At 31.9% G+C, this 16,481-nt stretch carries 18 protein-coding genes; 10 read left to right on the top strand and 8 right to left on the bottom strand.

Translation table 11 applies throughout. The annotated features are described in order from the left end of the window. Window positions 1-120 precede the first annotated feature (120 nt). Window positions 121-660, top strand: coding sequence for a DUF1697 domain-containing protein (locus tag ACN0WI_RS09755; RefSeq protein ID WP_417886558.1), 540 nt, complete (start codon window positions 121-123; stop codon window positions 658-660). Between the two features lie 51 nt (window positions 661-711). Here ACN0WI_RS09755 and ACN0WI_RS09750 read toward each other — a convergent pair whose 3' ends face one another. Together ACN0WI_RS09750 and ACN0WI_RS09745 are read right to left on the bottom strand one after the other, a co-directional pair. Further along, window positions 712-1,683, bottom strand: coding sequence for a Gfo/Idh/MocA family protein (locus ACN0WI_RS09750; protein ID WP_417886557.1), 972 nt, complete (start codon window positions 1,681-1,683; stop codon window positions 712-714). Window positions 1,684-1,831: 148 nt separating this feature from the next. Then, window positions 1,832-2,017 carry a CsbD family protein gene (locus ACN0WI_RS09745; protein ID WP_417886721.1) on the bottom strand — a complete coding sequence of 62 codons (186 nt, stop codon included), beginning with the start codon at window positions 2,015-2,017 and terminating at the stop codon, window positions 1,832-1,834. Window positions 2,018-2,132: 115 nt separating this feature from the next. On the opposite strand from ACN0WI_RS09745, the gene ACN0WI_RS09740 reads away from it, so the two are divergent. Further along, window positions 2,133-3,230 (top strand): esterase-like activity of phytase family protein, encoded by a 1,098-nt coding sequence (locus ACN0WI_RS09740; protein WP_417886556.1) that lies wholly within the window; start codon window positions 2,133-2,135, stop codon window positions 3,228-3,230. A gap of 93 nt (window positions 3,231-3,323) precedes the next feature. Here the strand turns inward: ACN0WI_RS09740 and ACN0WI_RS09735 are convergent, their stop codons facing one another. Continuing rightward, on the bottom strand, window positions 3,324-4,712 hold the full coding sequence (locus tag ACN0WI_RS09735) for an NAD-dependent succinate-semialdehyde dehydrogenase (RefSeq protein WP_417886719.1): 1,389 nt from the start codon (window positions 4,710-4,712) through the stop codon (window positions 3,324-3,326). 319 nt (window positions 4,713-5,031) lie between these two features. Between ACN0WI_RS09735 and smpB the strand changes: the two genes are divergently transcribed. From smpB to ACN0WI_RS09715, 4 genes are all read left to right on the top strand, one after another. Continuing rightward, complete coding sequence (gene smpB, locus ACN0WI_RS09730; protein ID WP_417886555.1) at window positions 5,032-5,496, top strand: SsrA-binding protein SmpB; 465 nt, start codon at window positions 5,032-5,034, stop codon at window positions 5,494-5,496. 159 nt (window positions 5,497-5,655) lie between these two features. Further along, on the top strand, window positions 5,656-6,684 hold the full coding sequence (gene ribD / locus ACN0WI_RS09725; RefSeq protein ID WP_417886554.1) for a bifunctional diaminohydroxyphosphoribosylaminopyrimidine deaminase/5-amino-6-(5-phosphoribosylamino)uracil reductase RibD: 1,029 nt from the start codon (window positions 5,656-5,658) through the stop codon (window positions 6,682-6,684). Beyond that, a complete protein-coding gene (locus ACN0WI_RS09720) occupies window positions 6,677-7,288 on the top strand; it encodes an HAD family hydrolase (RefSeq protein WP_417886553.1) in 612 nt (203 codons plus the stop codon). The genes ribD and ACN0WI_RS09720 overlap by 8 nt, the downstream gene beginning before the upstream one ends. A 30-nt stretch (window positions 7,289-7,318) precedes the next feature. Then, entirely contained in the window at window positions 7,319-7,945 is a 627-nt protein-coding gene (locus ACN0WI_RS09715) for an IMPACT family protein (protein ID WP_417886552.1), read from the top strand. Window positions 7,946-7,989: 44 nt separating this feature from the next. Here ACN0WI_RS09715 and ACN0WI_RS09710 read toward each other — a convergent pair whose 3' ends face one another. After that, window positions 7,990-8,391, bottom strand: a complete 402-nt coding sequence (locus ACN0WI_RS09710; protein ID WP_417886551.1) for an acyl-CoA thioesterase — start codon at window positions 8,389-8,391, stop codon at window positions 7,990-7,992. Window positions 8,392-8,598: 207 nt separating this feature from the next. Here ACN0WI_RS09710 and dnaA point away from each other — a divergent pair, with 207 nt between their 5' ends. From dnaA to ACN0WI_RS09695, 3 genes are read left to right on the top strand one after another with little or no spacing between them, the layout of a single operon-like run. Further along, the gene (gene dnaA / locus ACN0WI_RS09705; RefSeq protein ID WP_417886550.1) at window positions 8,599-10,026 is read left to right on the top strand and encodes a chromosomal replication initiator protein DnaA; all 1,428 of its coding nucleotides are present in this window, start codon (window positions 8,599-8,601) and stop codon (window positions 10,024-10,026) included. Between the two features lie 52 nt (window positions 10,027-10,078). Further along, the gene (locus ACN0WI_RS09700; protein ID WP_417886549.1) at window positions 10,079-10,549 is read left to right on the top strand and encodes a low molecular weight protein-tyrosine-phosphatase; all 471 of its coding nucleotides are present in this window, start codon (window positions 10,079-10,081) and stop codon (window positions 10,547-10,549) included. 2 nt (window positions 10,550-10,551) lie between these two features. Next, complete coding sequence (locus ACN0WI_RS09695; protein ID WP_417886548.1) at window positions 10,552-11,271, top strand: SAM-dependent methyltransferase; 720 nt, start codon at window positions 10,552-10,554, stop codon at window positions 11,269-11,271. 38 nt (window positions 11,272-11,309) lie between these two features. On the opposite strand, the gene ACN0WI_RS09690 is transcribed toward ACN0WI_RS09695, so the two are convergent. The 4 genes from ACN0WI_RS09690 to dapF form a co-directional block, all read right to left on the bottom strand. Next, on the bottom strand, window positions 11,310-11,996 hold the full coding sequence (locus ACN0WI_RS09690; protein ID WP_417886547.1) for a peptidoglycan-binding protein LysM: 687 nt from the start codon (window positions 11,994-11,996) through the stop codon (window positions 11,310-11,312). 595 nt (window positions 11,997-12,591) lie between these two features. Next, window positions 12,592-13,635, bottom strand: a complete 1,044-nt coding sequence (mltG, locus tag ACN0WI_RS09685; protein WP_417886546.1) for an endolytic transglycosylase MltG — start codon at window positions 13,633-13,635, stop codon at window positions 12,592-12,594. Further along, entirely contained in the window at window positions 13,625-14,158 is a 534-nt protein-coding gene (locus ACN0WI_RS09680; protein ID WP_417886545.1) for a GNAT family N-acetyltransferase, read from the bottom strand. The genes mltG and ACN0WI_RS09680 overlap by 11 nt, the downstream gene beginning before the upstream one ends. Then, window positions 14,152-14,937, bottom strand: coding sequence for a diaminopimelate epimerase (dapF, locus tag ACN0WI_RS09675; protein ID WP_417886544.1), 786 nt, complete (start codon window positions 14,935-14,937; stop codon window positions 14,152-14,154). The genes ACN0WI_RS09680 and dapF overlap by 7 nt, the downstream gene beginning before the upstream one ends. Before the next feature lie 114 nt (window positions 14,938-15,051). Here dapF and ACN0WI_RS09670 point away from each other — a divergent pair, with 114 nt between their 5' ends. Continuing rightward, the gene (locus tag ACN0WI_RS09670; RefSeq protein WP_417886543.1) at window positions 15,052-16,452 is read left to right on the top strand and encodes a trypsin-like peptidase domain-containing protein; all 1,401 of its coding nucleotides are present in this window, start codon (window positions 15,052-15,054) and stop codon (window positions 16,450-16,452) included. The last annotated feature ends 29 nt before the right edge of the window (window positions 16,453-16,481 follow it).

Raw genomic sequence — 16,481 nt, 5'->3', positions numbered from 1 at the left:
CAATTCGCAATAAATAAATTGAAAAGAGTTTTGAGCTATACATATTTAAATTTTAGCTATTTTGGTTGCTAATTGTAACATTAGCTTTTTTAAATCTATCGTAATACTAAAACTATATAAATGACAAAAATTGCAATTTTAAGAGGTATTAATGTTGGTGGGAAAAGAAAAATTTTAATGAAAGATTTAAAAACGCTTTGTGAACGCCTAGATTTAGAAAAAGTGAGTACTTATATACAAAGTGGAAATATCATATTTCAATCTTCGCAAGACAATTCAGCTTTAGAAAATAAACTTGAAAAAGCAATTTTTGAACAATTTGGTTTTGAAGTTCCGGTTATTATTAGAACAGCAGAAGAAATACAATTTTTATTAACTAATAATCCATTTTACACTACCGAAACGGAAAATACACACCTACATCTTACTTTTTTAAAACATATTCCTACTACCGAAAATCAACAAAAAACAGAAGCATTACAATATAATCCAGATCGGTTTCTTATACATGGTAAAAACGTGTTTTTATATTGTGAGGGTAAATACCATAAAACTAAACTTAGTAATACATTCTTCGAGAAAAAACTTAAAGTGGGAGCAACCACTCGAAATTGGAAAACAGTAATAAAGTTGTCGGAATTAAGCAGTGCACAAAACTAACTGAAAATCATTTTTTGATTTTTGGCAATTTTTGAAGTAATTAAATTTTAATTATTGAGTAAATGCATCTAATAATTTCATTACTACCAAACCTTCTTCGGCGGTACAGGGATTATTATTTGTACCTAAAAAATAATTTACTGTTTCCTGAATCATTGGTTGTTGAACGTGTGGAATACTTTCAAACTCAAAAACCTGTTTACCTCTTTCTGTATTTAAAATTACCTGATCACCAAAGAACGGAAACTCAATATTACCTTGGCTTCCATAAATAATACAGCGATCTAATTGTGATTCTTCTGATACGGAAAAACTCCATACTCCACGAAATTGCACACCATTTTTAAAGTGAATAATTCCGTTGACCACATCGTCCGTCGAGTTGAGGTTAGACTGATTATCTGAAAAACTTTTCACCGATTCAATATCACCAAAATAATGATACATTAAATCTAATTGATGGGGTGCCAAATCATGAAATAAACCACCACCTGAAACAGAAGGATCTACTCGCCAATTATCATCGCTTTCTGCAATTAAATCATTTTTATGAGATCGTAAAATTTGAATATCAGCTACACGAATCTCGCCTATTTCCTTATTTGCTAATAGTTCTTTTACCTTTAAAAAAGCAGGCAATTTTCTTCTATAATGAGCAACTGTTAATTTAGAACTACTATTTTTTAACGTTTCACTAATTTTTATTGCCTCATTTTCAGAAATTGTCATGGGTTTCTCTAAGTAAATATCTTTTCCGGCAGCTATAGCTTGTAATGTATATTTTAAATGCGAAGCTGGAGGTGTTGCAATATAGACGGCATTTATATCTATTCTAGCCAATAATTCTTCTGCATTATCATACCAATTGGGAACCTTGTGTCGCTCAGCAAAATCTTTTGCTTTAGCACCATTTCTACGCATTACCGCAACCAATTCAGAATTTTTACATTGCTGAAATGCAGGTCCGCTTTTTACTTCTGCTACATCACCACAGCCAATAATTCCCCAACTAATTTTTTCCATGTGCTTCTTTCAACTTATTATAAAATATACTTTGATAAATAACCAATATCAATTAAAAATACAAAACATTTTAAAAGCTATTTTAATTTTCCTTACAAATTAAAAAAGGCTGTATTTCTACAGCCTTCTTTTCACTAAATTGCAAAAATTACCACTTCTCAATCTCTTTTTTTAGTGCTTCTTTATCTTTACCTGTACGCTCTTGAAGTTTCCCCAACATTTCGTCAAATTTTCCTTCTGAATAAGTTGCATCATCATCGGTTACATTTCCATACTTTTGTTTGAAATCACCTTTAATCTGCTTCCATTTTCCTTCTAACTGATCGTTATTCATAATCTTTGTTTTTATTGGTTTGTAGGATAAAATTACTACTCCTTCTATCATTTTTGTGCCAATGAAAAGCTATAATTTACTTAAGCTTTTGTTATTTTAGCCACAAAATTTATAAATGAAAAAAATATCGATTTTGGCTATTCTTAGCTTATTTTTAAGCTCTTGCGCCACTACACGAAAAATTAAAAACGAAGAAGTTCAGTTAAAATTTTTAGATGAATATATAATCAACGCAGATAAAAGTATAGACGGAACTAAAATTGGTGGATTATCGGGTATCGATTATAAAGATGGTTATTACTATTTTATAGTAGACGTTCCCAACAAAGCTAGATTTTATAAAGCATCGATTCCTATCAAAAATAATAAAATTGATACCATTTTATTCGATAAAACAATATTTATAAATAAGAAAGATTCATTTTTTGATAACCATGTACTAGATCCAGAATCTATTCGAATTACAGAAGATGGAAAAGATTTTATAATTAGTAGCGAAGGTAGTGTAACTAATGCTCGTGATCCTTCAGTATTTATTGTCGATTCGCAAGGGAATTATAAATCTTCTTACCAAATACCCGATTATTTTAAAGCTTCTGGGTCACAGAAACCAAGACATAATGGTGTTTTTGAAGGAATAACAAACGCTCTTACCGGAAATGGAATTTGGGTTTCTACAGAATTACCTTTAGTTAAAGATGGACCTAAACCAAAATTATTCCCTACAAAATCGTATTCTAGAATTACTTATTTTGATAATAAAACTAAGAAAGCTACCAAACAGTTCGCTTACAAATTAGATGGAATCTCTAAAATACCATGGCTTTATTTTGCCATTAATGGAATTACAGAAATATTAGAGTATAAAAAAGATCATTTTTTACTTTTAGAACGCGCATTTTCAGCCGGACATGGTTCTCATAGCAATACCGTTAGAATTTTTGAAGTAAATGTAGAAAATGCTACTAATACTCTAGATGCAGAAAGTCTTAAAAAAATCGATTTTAAACCGGCTAAAAAGAAATTACTATTCGATTTTAAAAACGTTAAAGATCAATTAACCGATGGTATTGTAGATAATATTGAAGGAATATGCTTTGGCCCTAAACTAACAAATGGAAACCAATCTGTATTAGTAATTTCAGATAATAATTTTAATAGTTTCACTAAACAATTAACACAAGTTATTTTATTGGAACTTACCGCTCAATAAGCAATAAAACTTATTAAATAAAAAAGCCGTAGAAAATAATTCTATGGCTTTTTTTATTTAATTCAATTACTTAATAAGCTAATTAAACGGTGTTTATTTTAAGATATTAATTGCTTTAGCGTTTACAAATTCTTTAATACCAAAACCACCATGTTCCCTACCATATCCTGAGTTTTTAACTCCACCGAATGGCATATTTGGTTGTGCAACATCAAAACCATTTATAAACACCATACCGGTATCAAAATGCTTTTCTGCTAGTTCAATAGCATACTTCTCATTTTTAGAGAATATGCCTCCACCTAAACCAAAGCGACTGTCGTTTGCAATTCGCATAGCATCCTCATCATCTTTTGCTTTAATTACAGAAGCTACTGGCCCAAATAACTCATCATCGTAAGCTGGTTGTCCAGGCTCTACATTTGCTAAAACAGTTGCCGGATAGAAAAATCCATCTTGCTCTGGTATTCCTCCACCACATAAAACTTTAGCTCCTTTCTTCACACTTTCTTCCACTTGCTCATGTAATTTATCTCTAAGATCTTCACGGACAATTGGTCCTAATTGAGTATCCTCATCATTAGGATTACCAAATTTTATTTTGCTCATTTTTTCGGTAAATGCCTCTAAAAATTTATCGTAATTCTTTTCGGTTACAACAAATCGTTTCGCTGCTACACAGGTTTCTCCGTTATTATAGATCCTACCTTTTACACTCCAATCTACTGCAGTTTCTAAATCGGCATCATCTAAAACTAAATATGCATCGTTAGATCCTAACTCTAAAACAGTTTTTTTCAAATTTTCTCCAGCAACTTTAGCAACATGTCTTCCCGCTTTAGAACTTCCTGTTAAAGTTACCCCACGTACAAAATCATTTTTTATAATTTCATCAGACTGGTCATGATTTATAAGCAGTACTGTAAATAGATCTTTTGGAAGTCCAGCTTCTTCAAAAACTTCTTTTACCTTAATAGCAGATCCGGTTACACTTTCAGCATGTTTAAGTAACACACCGTTACCAGCCATTAAGTTCGCAATAGCATAACGAATTACCTGATATGCTGGAAAGTTCCAAGGTTGTATTCCATATACTACACCAATTGGTGAATATTTTATAATTCCTCTACCTCCGCCTGGTAATTCTCTTTCCGGTTCGTTTTGTAATTCTTTAGATCCACTTTCAGCCGTATGTTCACAAATTTTCGCACATAATTCAATCTCTTGCTCACCTTGACTTCGTAATTTACCCATTTCATTGGTCATTAACTGAGCAAATTCTTTTTTAGAAGCTGCTAGATTTTTCCCTATGGCTTTAATTACTTCGGCTCTTTCTTCTAATGACTTTTTCTTCCAATCTACAAAAGCATCATGACAACGTTTAACAGCAGCACTTGCTTCTTCATTTGTCATTAAAGAATATTCTTTTAATGGTTTTCCAGTTGTTGGATTTACTGTCTTCATTACATCTTGTTCAATCATCGTACTCATAGCTTCTTTTTTTTATAAAAGTACTGCAGAGGCTATAGAGAAGCCGATAAATGCTTGTTAAAGCTTTTTAAAACACACGTTAATTGAGATTTATTAACATAAACTAATAACCTATGTGAACATTTTTAATTAAAACATTCTAATAAGGTTTAAAGGTATTTAACATAATCTGCTTCAAATAAATAAAAGACTATTATCTAGATAACAATGAAACGATAAGTATCTTTATTTACTTTATTAAGCGCTAAATTTGTTAGTATTTCTCTAAAGAATACTTATAATTAAAGAAAGCTTACTATTTTTGCATATTATGAAACAAAAGAACACCATCAACATAAAAAACCGAAAAGCGAAATTTCAATACGAATTTCTAGATAAGTACGTAGCCGGAATTAAACTTGCTGGTACCGAGATTAAAGCAATTCGCCAAGGTAAAGCATCTATAGCAGAAAGCTTTTGTGAATTTCAGGATGGAGAGTTGTTTGTTATTAATATGCATGTGGAAGAATATTCGCATGCTACTCATTTTAACCATAATCCTAAAAGCGAACGTAAACTCTTATTACAAAAAAGGGAATTAAGAAAGTTAGAGAAAGAAGTGAAAAATTCTGGTTTAACGATAATTCCGCTCCGGCTTTTTATTAACGATCGTGGTTTAGCGAAACTTCAAATCTCCTTAGCAAAAGGTAAAAAACTATACGATAAACGGGAAACAATAAAAGAACGTGACACCAAACGTAAATTAAGCAGAATTAAAAAAGAGTTCAATAACTAAAAACTTGTATAGCTATATAGCTTTCGATTTACATTCAGAAGAAATTAGTTTTCTAAAAATCACAGAAAAATTCACAGTGGTATATTTACTTAATAAGCACTAATAATTCTTACTAAAATCGTTAATTTTGGATTTCCCATACTCCAAAAAGAGACTATTGTGAATACTCACGAAAAATATTTAAAAAGGTGCTTTCAATTAGCTAAAAACGGTTTAGGTACTACGTATCCAAACCCAATGGTTGGATCTGTAATTGTTTATAACGATAATATTATTGGTGAAGGTTGGCATCAAAAAGCTGGTTTAGCTCATGCCGAGGTTAATGCTATTAATTCGGTTAAAAATAAAGCACTTCTTAAAAAAGCGACAATTTATGTTAGCTTAGAGCCCTGTAGTCACTTTGGTAAAACACCTCCTTGTAGCGATTTAATTATTGCCGAAGGAATTAAAAAAGTAGTTATTGCTACAGTGGATCCTTTTTCCGAAGTAGCCGGAAGAGGTATTAAAAAACTAATGGAAGCAGGTTGCGATGTTTCTGTTGGTATTCTAGAAAAAGAAAGTCATTTACTCAATAAACGCTTTTTTACTTTTCATACCAAAAAACGCCCCTATATTATTTTAAAATGGGCACAAAGCCAAGACGGTTTTATAGCTCCAATCAGTAAAAATGAACGTGCTCCAGTTTGGATTAGCAATGCCTATGCGAAACAACTTGTGCATAAATGGCGAGCTGAAGAACAAGCCATATTAGTAGGCACTAAAACCGCGTTAGCCGATAATCCACAATTAAGTACTCGCTTAGTAAAAGGAGCTAATCCTACGCGAATTGTAATTGATAGGAAAGGAAAAATTCCTGCAGATTCGGCTATTTTCGATTCTAGTGCTAAAACTCTATTAATTACTGAAACAGAATTACCAAATTGCACCTATAAATTAGCAGATTTTGCAAATAATCTTTCGGAACAAATAGTTAACATATTATATAAAGAAAGTTTACAATCGGTTATTATTGAAGGTGGTCTTCAAACCTTGCAACATTTTATAGATACTAATCTATGGGATGAAGCTCGAGTTTTTACAGGAACAGCATCCATTAAAGAAGGAATTTCTGCCCCTAACATTACAGGCAATTTAATTTCCATAGAAAAAATTGAGAATAACCAACTTAAAATATATTTGAATGATTAAAACAATCATTTTCGATTTTGGCGATGTTTTTATCAATCTCGATAAATCTGCTACTCCAACTAATTTAGCAAAACACGGCATTACAAAATTGCCTTCACATTTAGCCAATAAAAATTTACAATACGAAAAAGGTAATTTAGATTCTGATACATTCATTAAAGAATATCAACAAACTTTCACCAAGTTAGAAAAAGATGAATTTTTAAATGCCTGGAACTCGATTCTTGTAGATTTTCCAAAATACCGATTAGATTTTTTAAAAAAATTAGCTGCTTCAAAACAATACCTATTAATTTTACTGAGTAACACTAATGAAATTCATATTGATTGGGTTCGGGAAAATGTTGAGTTCTTCGAAGAATTTAAAGCATGTTTTGATGCCTTTTATTTATCCTACGAAATAAATTTCAGAAAACCAGATGCTAACATCTATGAGTTTGTACTTAAACAACATCAGCTTTCTGCCGAAGAATGTTTGTTTATAGATGATACTAAAGAAAATATAGAAACAGCAGATAAATTAGGAATTAAAACATGGAATATTAATCCTGAAAAAGAAGATGTAATTAATTTATTTTCAGTTAAAAAAGATTTATTTCAATAATTCTATCAAAAAATCGGGAAGTAACCATTTATGAAGGACACCTACAAAACACTTACAAAACCAAGCGCTGAAGTTTTATTTAAAGATCGAAATTCGAAATTTTTCGGCTATGCTTATCCGATTTATTCGGAGGTTGAAGCCAATACGCATATCGAAACTTTAAAAAGTAAACATCATAAAGCGCGGCATTGGTGTTTTGCTTGGCAAACCGGAAAAGAGGGAAATTCTATATACTATCGAGTAAACGATGATGGAGAACCCTCTAATTCAGCCGGAATGCCGATTTATGGACAAATACAATCTTTCGAGATAACCAATGTACTTATTGTTGTGGTAAGGTATTTTGGTGGCATAAAACTAGGTGTTGGTGGACTTATAAATGCTTATAAAACAGCTGCACAATTAGCTCTTGAAAACGCTACTATTGTGCAGAGAACAATCGATGAAATTTTTGAAGTTTCTTTTGGTTATCCTGAAATGAATATTGTAATGCGAACCATCAAAGAAAATAATCTTACAATCCTTGAGCAAAAATTAGAATTGGATTGTAAGATTTACCTTTCCGTCCGAAAAAAATATGCCGATTTTATATTTGAAAAATTTGATACTATTTACAAAGTAACAATCAAAAAAATAGAAGCTATAAAAAGTTCTTAAATAAATTTTATTTTCGCTTTTTTTGATAAAAAGTTATTAAAAAATCAGTCTTTTCCCAATAGCTCTAACACATATTTAGGACAACGTATTGGTCGTCTCTTCTTAGCATCCATAAATACTAAAATTGTAGTGGCCGTGGTGAGCAATTCTCCGGATTTATTATAGATTTCATAATCAAAACTTATACGAACGTCTGGCGTTGTTTTTAGACGAGTTACAATGGTTAACTCATCATCAAAAAAAGCAGATTTTTTAAATTTAAAATTCATTTCATAAACAGGCAACATGATCCCATTTTTTTCCATATCTTTATAGGAAATTCCCACATTTTCAAGCCAAGATATCCGGGCAATCTCTAAGTATTGTGCGTAGTTTCCATGGTGTACAACACCCATTTGGTCTGTTTCTGCGTATCGAACTTTGAGCGTTGTTTTATGAGATTTCATACTGGTTTTTTTAAGAATTAAATAAATAAAATTTTGTGATTCGATGTATTATAAGTATGAACAAAATATTCTAAATATTCAACCCCAAAAGTGTTTTTTTTTTACATTTTTTGTTCACATCTTTGTGCCCCTTCTTTAAAAAAGTATTCTTTTTTTGAAGGTATAAATCAAACAATCTAGTAACCAATTAATAACGCCTCAAAAAGCATGTCGGAAACTGCGCAATCAGTTTGGAATAACTGTTTAGCTTTTATAAAAGATAATATATCGCCGCAGGCATATAAAACCTGGTTCGAGCCAATACAGGCCGTAAAGCTTACGGACCGTGCCTTGAGTATACAGGTTCCATCTAAGTTTTTTTATGAGTGGTTGGAAGAGCATTACGTTAAGTTATTAAAAGTATCTTTAAATAGAGAGCTTGGAGAAAAAGCAAAGTTGGTGTATGTAATCAAAATGGAGAACACATACGGCAACCGAATGCCTTTTACTGAAAAAATACCAAGCACTCAACGTTCTAACATGGCTTCTCAGGAAGTTGATGTACCGGTAAAAAATAAAAATCCGGAATTAAAAAATCCATTTGTAATTCCAGGGATTCGGAATGTAAAAATTGAATCTCAATTAAACCCTAGCTATAGTTTTGATAATTTTTTAGAAGGTGATTCAAACCGATTAGCTAGATCTGCAGGATTAGCTGTAGCAAATAAACCCGGAGGAACTTCTTTTAATCCTCTTCTTATTTTTGGAGGAGTTGGCTTAGGAAAAACTCACCTTGCTCATGCGATTGGTGTTGAAGTTAAAGATAAACATCCGGAAAAAACTGTTTTATATATTTCTGCAGAGAAGTTTACACAACAATATATTGAATCGGTAAAAAAGAATAATAGAAACGATTTTATTCACTTTTACCAAATTATCGATGTTCTTATTGTTGATGATATTCAGTTACTTTCTGGTAAAGCCGGAACACAAGATGTCTTTTTCCATATATTTAACCACTTACACCAAAATGGAAAGCAGGTAATCTTAACAAGTGATAAGGCTCCTGTAGATATGCAGGATATTGAGCAACGATTGCTTTCAAGATTTAAATGGGGCCTTTCTGCTGAATTGAAACATCCTAATTTTGATACTCGCGTTTCGATAATTAAAAGCAAATTATACCGTGACGGTGTTGAAATGCCAGAACAAATTGTTGAATTTTTAGCGAATAATATTAAAACTAATATTCGGGAATTAGAAGGAGCTGTAATTTCACTTATTGCCCACTCTTCTTTCAATAAAAAAGAAATAGATTTAGTTCTTGCTAAAGGTATTGTAGACAATTACGTAAAAAATACAAAAAAGGAAGTAAGTATAGAATACATTCAAAAAGTAGTAAGCGATTACTTCCAGATGGATGTAGATACCTTGCAATCTAAAACGCGAAAACGCCATATAGTACAAGCTAGACAATTAGCTATGTTCTTTGCTAAAAAGTTTACCAAAGCTTCTTTAGCGAGTATTGGATCGCAAATAGGAAAAAGAGATCACGCTACAGTGTTGCATGCTTGCAAAACTGTTGATAATCTTTCTACAACTGATAAACAATTCAAAAAATTTGTAGAAGATTTGAATAAAAAACTAACTATGTAACCAATTAAAAAGCTCTTAAACAAGGGCTTTTTACGTCTAAAACCCGACAATTATGAAAACCAAGATACTAATGGTTTGCCTGGGTAATATTTGTAGATCGCCCCTGGCTGAAGGCATTTTAAAGTCTAAATTAAATGATAATACCGATGTGCTGGTAGATTCCGCAGGAACCGGAAATTACCACGTTGGTGATCCACCAGATTCTCGTTCTGTAGCAATAGCAAAGCGTTATAATTTAGATATAACCAACCAACGTGGTAGATTATTAACTGCTGAAGATTTAAAAGAATTTGATCATATTTTTGTAATGGATCAATTCAATTATGATGACGCAATTGAGCTAGCAGAATCTGATGCAGAAAAAGCAAAAGTTAAGCTTATTTTAGAGGAAATTTTCCCTGGAGAAAATGTAGACGTTCCAGATCCTTATCACCGTGGCGATCAAGGTTTTGAAAATGTATACCAAATGCTTAATGAAGCTTGTGATGTAATATCAGATAAAATTCAAAAAGGAATTTATTAATTATGGATACTCAATCTACGCTAGGGAAATTATATTTAATTCCTACTACTCTCGGGGATACAAATCCATTAGATGTAATACCGCTTCCTGTAAAAAAACATGTGGAACGTATTGATTATTATATTGCAGAAAACGAGAAAACAGCGCGTAGATCTATTAAAAACTTGGTTCCTTCTAAAAAACAAAACTTATTACATTTTAAAACACTTAATAAGTTTACGCAAGCTACCGAAATCCCCACTTTTTTAGATTCTTGTAAAGCCGGTTACGATACTGGTTTACTAAGTGAAGCAGGCGTACCGGGTGTAGCTGATCCTGGTGCAGAAATTGTTAAGTTAGCGCATCAAAACGGGATTCAAGTTGTTCCATTAGTTGGCCCTTCTTCCATTCTTTTAGCAATGATGGCTAGTGGTATGAATGGACAGGCTTTTAGCTTTAATGGCTACTTGCCGATCGACAAAAAGGAAAAAAAACAAGCGTTAAAACAGTTAGAACGAATTTCTTCTGAAAAGAATATGGCACAAATTTTTATAGAAACGCCATATCGAAATAATAAATTATTAGAAGATATGATACAAACACTGCATCCAACCACAAAATTGTGTGTTGCTGCGGACATCACCTTATCTTCTGAGTATATTTTAACTTTACCTATATCTGCTTGGAAACAAAAAAAGGTAGACCTTCATAAAAGACCTACCATTTTTATTATTCAAAAATAAAAAGCACCTAATTAAAGCTGCTTTTTAAATTTTGTTTATTAATCATTAAAATTCGAAAGATCTACTCTCGGATTTTTTTCAGGTTTTATAAATGAAGTATCGTAACCTGCAAAACGCTTCATATAGTTTGTAATACTAGTCCCAAAAGCATCATTAAATAATTGAGCTCCGAAACTACGTAGGTATTTTTTAACACTACCTGGTCCCGCTAAATGTGCTGCTGCTAAAATACCAGACTCAGTAACCTCTACTCCATTAATTGTTTTCCCAACAAAACGCTTAATATCACGGCGTAAAATCCATTTATTACGAGAAGCATTCGTGTAAAAAGTTTTCTCTTGTAACGCTGGAGAGTTTAAAAATTCTTGAGTGTTATACACTCCTAATAAATTTAATGTTCCTTTACCAAATTGATATTTTCCCATATACCCATATTGGTTTATGGTTTTGTAATTTCCTCGAGATTCTTTAAAACCAACAGCTTCTTTAAAACCGGTATAAGACTTTCCTAATTTAGGAAGCGCCTTTGTTGGTTTTATTGCTTTTTGATTTAACGGACTATTCTCTATTGAGTTATTAGTGACCGTATAGTCTAACTCTAAAGAATGTGTCGAGAATCCTTCAATTTCCAAGCTAGATATAGCGGCTTCTTTTGTACTAAAACTGAAAAACACAGAACCAGCAACAAACGGCAACCATGAAAGCTTAATAATTTTCTTACTCATTACATTTTTTTTCTGAAGAAGTTGCTTACTAAATATTTTTTTGTATTTTTATGAGCTTACTACTTCTTCAAATTGCGACCGCAAATGTACAACAATTTTAAATAACCTGAATAACAGACTGTTAAAGTTTTTTTTAAGTATTTTAAAACTTTAGTGAAAGCCTGAAAAATCACTCTCCAGATTCTCTTATAAAGATGATAATGAGAAGTCTCTACTAGAAGTTTTGTAAGTCTATAATTAACAATGCTGGAAAAATATTCCAATTGATATATAAGAATTAAGAATATTCAGTAGTTTCGAAATTTGAAAAACTTGAACTTGCTAATCTTATATGAATTTTATTGGTAAGTATCGAAAATATTTTATTAGTCCACTCCTATATCAACTTGCAAAACAATTTTTATGAATGAATTTATTTTTTCAGAATAAATAAAGATATTCTTAATCCAAACTCTATAAAAATTACTTCGATTTTTAAAGATCTCTATATAAAATATTCCAATTCAAGACAAGTGTACACTTTAGTTTTGAACTGGAATACACTCAAAGTTTGAAAAAAACCTTTAGTAAGGTGATTTATACTAATTTTTTAAAACTATCTATTTATTCCTTTTTTATTAATCCAACGCACGTATTCTTGTTTATTTCGATTATGCTGAGCTAGCGTTTTAGCAAATTTATGATAGCCGAAATTCTTAACGTTTGCTACAAAATAAAAATAATCATGATGCTGATAGTTTAAAACAGCATTTATAGATGATATATCGGGCATTGTAATGGGTCCCGGAGGAATGGTTTTGTATTTATACGTATTGTAAGGAGAATCTAATTCTAAATCTTTATACAAAACTCGTTTTATAATGGTGTCAAAATTTTGAGTTTGTTTCTTTAGGGCATAAATCACAGTAGGGTCTGCTTCTAATTTCCATCCATTTTTAAACCTATTCATATACACTCCGGCTACTTTTGGACGCTCATCTACTTTAGCAGTTTCTTTTTGAACAATAGATGCCAACACCATAACTTGATTGGGAGTTAAACCTATTTTTTCAGCTTTTTCTAAACGACTTTCTGTCCAATACCGATTATATTCTTTCAACATTCGATCTCTAAACTCTTCCGCTGATGTATTCCAAAAAAACTCGTATTTATTCGGAATATACATATTTAAAGCTGTTTCTTCTGAAAATTGATGATTCGCCAAAAAAGTTGAATCTTTCATAACCTTTATAAGGGAGGTACTATCGGCTTCAATTTGTTGCGCTACTCGCCCTGCTAAATCTTCTAAACGTTCTTGGTTGTTGAATGTTATATTAACGGGAACATTTGTACTACGCAGTGTATTTACAATTTCATTACTATTCATTCCTTTTTTCAGAATAAATCGACCTGCTTTTATGTTATTTGGATATTGCTTTTTCTCTGCTACAATATGTAATGTTTGTATATCTTTTACTAAAGGTCGTAAACTATCCATTACAGAACGATAATCTGAATTTGTTGGAATTAAAACAATTGCTTGAGAATCAGAAAATTTGGTATTCTCTCCAAATACAGTGTTGTAAATATAATAGCTAAAAAAACCAAGCCCTATTAATCCTAAAATAGCAACTGCTGCTAATATTTTTTTAAAATACATCTTTATTGATTAGTTGATATAGATATTCGTCCTTGAATTCTCCGTTATAAAAAAACCATTCTTTTTTTAAACCAATTTTAGAAAATCCCTGAGACTCAAATAATTTAATACTTTGATAATTATCGGCTGCAATATTAGCATAAACCTGATGAAGCCCCAAATGTTTAAAACAATACCTACATAAAAGCGATAAGCTTTCGGCTCCGTATCCTTTTTTTCGTTCTTCGGGATTAGCTATTAAAATTCCCAAAGCTGCTCTACGATCTTTAGGGTCAAAATCGCTAATATCAATTAGCCCAATAGGTTTATTTTCACTATTGCAAATTACTAGACGTAATTGACGGACTTCATAAATATCCAAATGGGAATTTTCTAAATATTTTTTTAGAATATATCTTGAATAAGGCGTTTGGGTTGCACTAACTTCCCAAAACTCTTCTGAATTTTCTAATATATGTAAGAAATCAAGATCTTCTGGTTCTAAAGCTCGCAAATAAAGTCTGTCTCCTTGTAATGTTAGCATTCTATTTCTCCTTTAAATACTAAATCAACTGGACCAGTTAGCCAAATATTAGAATATGTTTCTCCATTGACTTTAAAAGAAACTTTTAATTTTCCTCCCGGCACATTTAATGTAATTTCGTTAGCAGAAGTTCGATTACTGTAATGTGCAGCAATTGCTACAGCCGTAACTCCGGTTCCGCAAGCTAAAGTTTCATCTTCTACTCCACGCTCATAAGTTCTCACTGAAAATGTATTAGCATCTGCTCCAGCTGCTACAAAATTCACATTTGTTCCTTCTTTTTTATACGCATCAGAATATCGAATCGCAGCTCCTTCTTCTTTTACATTTAAATTTTCTACAGCCTCTGTAAAAACAATATGATGTGGCGAACCGGTATCTAGAAAAGCTGTGTTTCCATTAGAAGTTATACCGTTTACTTTTTGCATTTCTAAATTCACCTGATTAGCATCTATACTTGCATGGTGTACACCATCTATTGCCGTAAAAATAGTTTTATCGGTAACAATGCCTAACTGTTTTGCAAAAGCTACAATACAACGCCCTCCATTACCGCACATTGTACTTTGGTTTCCATCTGCATTAAAGTAAACCATTTTAAAATCGGCTTCTCCATCCTCATTTTCTAATAAAATAAGACCATCGGCACCAATGCCAAATTTTCGATCGCAAAGTTTGTTTATAAGTTTGGTATTATTTTTGGACACTTGCTGCTGACGATTATCAATCATTATAAAATCGTTCCCTGTTCCTTGATATTTGAAAAACTGAAGTTTCATTTTTACAGATTTTTTAACGCTACAAATATACAATTTTGTAAGACGTTGGCGTTTATTACCTGTGTCCAATATAAAATGAGTAAAAACAAGTAACAAAACATAAATATTAAAAAGATGAGAAAATTAGCAAGTTTACTTATTGTTTCCATCTTAGGTGGAATTTTAACATTAGGTAGCTACAAATTGTTTTTTGAACCAGAACAATCCGAAAATTTCACTTCGGAAAAGTCTGAAGCTGCAGAAAGTTTATTAAAAGCAAATTATAGTGCCACACCTGTCTATGGAACCAATGCTGACTTTACCAAAGCAGCAGAAAAAACCGTTCATGCAGTAGTTCACGTCAAAAATGTGGCTGTTTTTAACGGTCCACGTAGTTGGGCAGATATTATGCAAGGCAAAACAGAATCTAGTAAGTCACTACGTGGTACAGGATCTGGTGTAATTATAACTCCGGATGGTTATATTGTAACTAATAATCATGTTATTGAAGGTGCTAATGAGTTAGAAGTTACCCTTAATAATAACAAAACGTATCCGGCAAAAGTAATTGGATCTGATGCTGTTTCAGACATTGCTCTCCTAAAAATTGATCCGGAAAAAGACTTAGAGTACATTCCTTTCGGGAATTCTAATAATGTAAAAGTTGGAGAATGGGTTTTAGCTGTAGGCAATCCGTTTAATTTAAAATCTACCGTAACAGCAGGTATTGTAAGTGCTAAATCAAGAAACTTAAATCCTGCTAATGCTGGACAATCCTTTATACAGACCGATGCTGCTATTAACCCTGGTAACAGCGGTGGGGCTTTAGTTAATATAAACGGAGAATTAGTAGGTATTAATACTGCTATTACTTCAATGACGGGTAGCTATGTAGGTTATGCTTTTGCTGTACCTTCTAATAATGCTAAAAAAATTGTTGATGATATTATGGAATATGGAGATATTCAACAAGGAATTTTGGGTATTCGTGGAGGCGATTTTAACCGAGCTCCAGAAATGAGTAAAGAATATGGGACTACGCAAGGTGTATTTGTTAGCGATGTGACCGAAGGAAGCGGTGCTGAAAAAGCAGGTATACAAACTAACGATGTAATTAAAAAGGTAGATAATATTACTATTAATAAATTTTCAGATCTTACTGGTTACATAAATACTAAAAGGCCTAATGATATTGTGAATGTTACAATTTTACGAAATGGAGAAGAACGAGAAATCGAAGTAAAACTGACTAAACTGAGTACTGCTGTGTTACCTATAGGTCTAGAAGTAACCAAAGCTTCTAAAGACGATCTTAAGTTTTATGACACTAAGTACGGTGTGAAAATTAGTAAAACTTTAGATGAGCGTTATCCGGAAGATGAATTTGTAGGGGCATTAATTACTGAAATTAATGGTAAAAAAATTATAGATATTAGAGATGCACAAGAAGCATTTAAAAATATATCTAGAAATGGTGGTCTATCTATGACATTTATTGACAAAACAGGTCAAAAACAAAGAGTTATCTTTAGATAACCTCATATAATTCCCAAACTAAAAGGCTT

The sequence above is a fragment of the Zunongwangia sp. genome (assembly GCF_048269745.1).
Taxonomy (GTDB): Bacteria; Bacteroidota; Bacteroidia; order Flavobacteriales; family Flavobacteriaceae; genus Zunongwangia.
Note: the sequence above shows the minus strand (reverse complement) of the source record. Positions and strands in the feature narration are given on the sequence as shown.